This window comes from uncultured Gimesia sp., assembly GCF_937919775.1.
In the GTDB taxonomy this organism is placed as follows: domain Bacteria; phylum Planctomycetota; class Planctomycetia; order Planctomycetales; family Planctomycetaceae; genus Gimesia.
On sequence record NZ_CALFPF010000726.1, the window covers coordinates 1 to 1,974 of the forward strand.

Consider the following 1,974-nt stretch of genomic DNA (forward strand, 5'->3'; position numbering starts at 1 on the left):
TCTGGTACGAAGAAATGGATCTCGAAGATTCAGAGATGTTCGCGATCTATTCTGATAGCCTCCTGATAAAGCCAGCATGGGAACAGAAAGACATCCAGCGGCTGCGCCAACAGTTGCTGTCAGCACGACTACGCTATGCTGTGTGCAACCCTGAGGCGACAACGGTGAATAATCCCCGCTTGTTTGAAAACCCAGAAGCTGCCAACCAGTCGATGTCTGACAACTCTGACCGACTGGGCGTCGTCCTGGTTATTGATCCGACGATTTAAGCTCCCTCAAACACCTTCCATCAGTTCGGCCAGGCTGATTTCGAGGGTATCGGCGATCCGCTCGATATTCCGTAAGGAAAGATTCCGTTCCCCCCGTTCGATCCCGCCGACGTAGGTCCGGTCCAGCTCACATGTGTAAGCAAAATTCTCCTGAGAGTAACCTTGCGCTTTGCGCAGTTTGCGGACCCGCTGACCAAATCTCACCAATATGTCTGCTCGTTTTGCCATGCAAGTATTTAACACTTGACAGCGACGATATAACCACGGACTATAAGTATCATTTAATTGCTGTAATTTAGTCCAATTGGTTGACACGTATCGTCAGGCAACGGGCAGACAGATGTCGTGAAAGCCTTTAATTGTTTCAGCTGAGAATGGATCGCGGTGATCACAAAAATCGTAAAACAACAGTGCTCGTATTCGAAAAGGCGCATTGCATCAGACCAATACGAGCACAGGATTTAACACAAACCAATTAAATAAGATCGGTATTTTCCATGCATGAAGAAAGTAACAAAACAATTGAAAGTCCCCAGAGTCTCTGGTGGCTGGCGAAAAATGCTCAAGCTGAAGGCCCACTGTCCCAACAGGAAGTCTGTGACGCTTTGAAGTCAAATCATGTCAGTTCGACTGACTATGCCTATTCAACAGAGGAGCGGGCATGGAAGCCGCTGTCTGACTGGAATGAGTTTGAATCTGGAACTGAGAATTCTGGATTGGAATCTCCTCCAGCCCCTCCCGTTGAATGTTATCGAATCGACCCTTTATTCACCAACGATAGATTGCCGCCAATGGCGAACTGGATTTGTATTTACACACTTCTGATCTCACCCTGGCTATGGTTCTTCTATGCAGTTTCGCAAATGACCAGCGGCACCGTTTTGGCAGAAAACGCTCCTCTGATGGGTGTGGAAGCGTTAGCAATGCTTATTGGCATACTTGCCTCACTGGCTGTGACCGTTTCACTGTTCATTGGTGGGATGCGTCTTCGGGCTTTGCGGCGTTCCGGACCCACGATCATCATTCTTAGTATCGTAGTTGCCACGGCGGTCCTGCTTCTGTTGATTTTCTGCTTGATTGTGCTCATGGCCATGTCTGATCAAAGCAATTTAGCCTCAAAGACTGTGGCAGTCGAATTGATCGACTATTTCGTAGGGATTGTCGGGCTGTGCGAAGCGGCTTTTATGGTCACCGCACTTCTCTGGCTACGACGCAATGAGCGGTTTCTCCCCTTGTCTTGAGGAGTCAGTGCAAATAGTGCTGTGGAGCATCGTTTTTCAACCTGATAATAAATGAGAAAGATTCATATGACTGAATATATCATCCCCGAAAACAGGGAAGCTACAGAATGGCGGTTCGATGATCAGGGCCTGCTTGCGGGCCCCTATTCTTATCACGAACTCAAAGAACATGTAGAACTGGGATATATCAAACCGCGTACCGAAATCATTCATGAAGACTGTAGAAAATTCGAAGCATTCGAAATGGGGTTATTTCCTGACTTCGTTCCTGAGAAACCGGCCCCAGCCGACGAGCACAGTAAAGTTCCCCCTTTGCCTGGCTGGAATTTCCTGGCCGGTGTGGCTGTATTGTCATGGGTTTCAGTTAAGGCGCTAAGGTGGATACCCGCTGATCACTGGTTTCACGGCGTGAGACCATATTCGATAATCATCGGTGGCTTCGCTGTCGTTTTAATCGGCTGTTA

Annotated in this window: 4 protein-coding genes; 3 read left to right on the forward strand and 1 reads right to left on the reverse strand. The window is 48.1% G+C overall.

Annotated features, from left to right (window positions below; all coding sequences use genetic code 11):
* On the forward strand, positions 1-269 hold a 269-nt coding region (locus Q0294_RS20455), incomplete at its 5' end, for a hypothetical protein (RefSeq protein ID WP_299469159.1).
* 6 nt (positions 270-275) lie between these two features.
* Here the strand turns inward: Q0294_RS20455 and Q0294_RS20460 are convergent.
* Positions 276-497 carry a helix-turn-helix transcriptional regulator gene (locus tag Q0294_RS20460; protein WP_366918002.1) on the reverse strand — a complete coding sequence of 74 codons (222 nt, stop codon included), beginning with the start codon at positions 495-497 and terminating at the stop codon, positions 276-278.
* 269 nt (positions 498-766) lie between these two features.
* Here Q0294_RS20460 and Q0294_RS20465 point away from each other — a divergent pair, with 269 nt between their 5' ends.
* Entirely contained in the window at positions 767-1,510 is a 744-nt protein-coding gene (locus tag Q0294_RS20465; RefSeq protein WP_299469163.1) for a GYF domain-containing protein, read from the forward strand.
* 66 nt (positions 1,511-1,576) lie between these two features.
* Positions 1,577-1,974: hypothetical protein (locus Q0294_RS20470; RefSeq protein ID WP_299469165.1), on the forward strand; the 398-nt coding region annotated here is incomplete at its 3' end.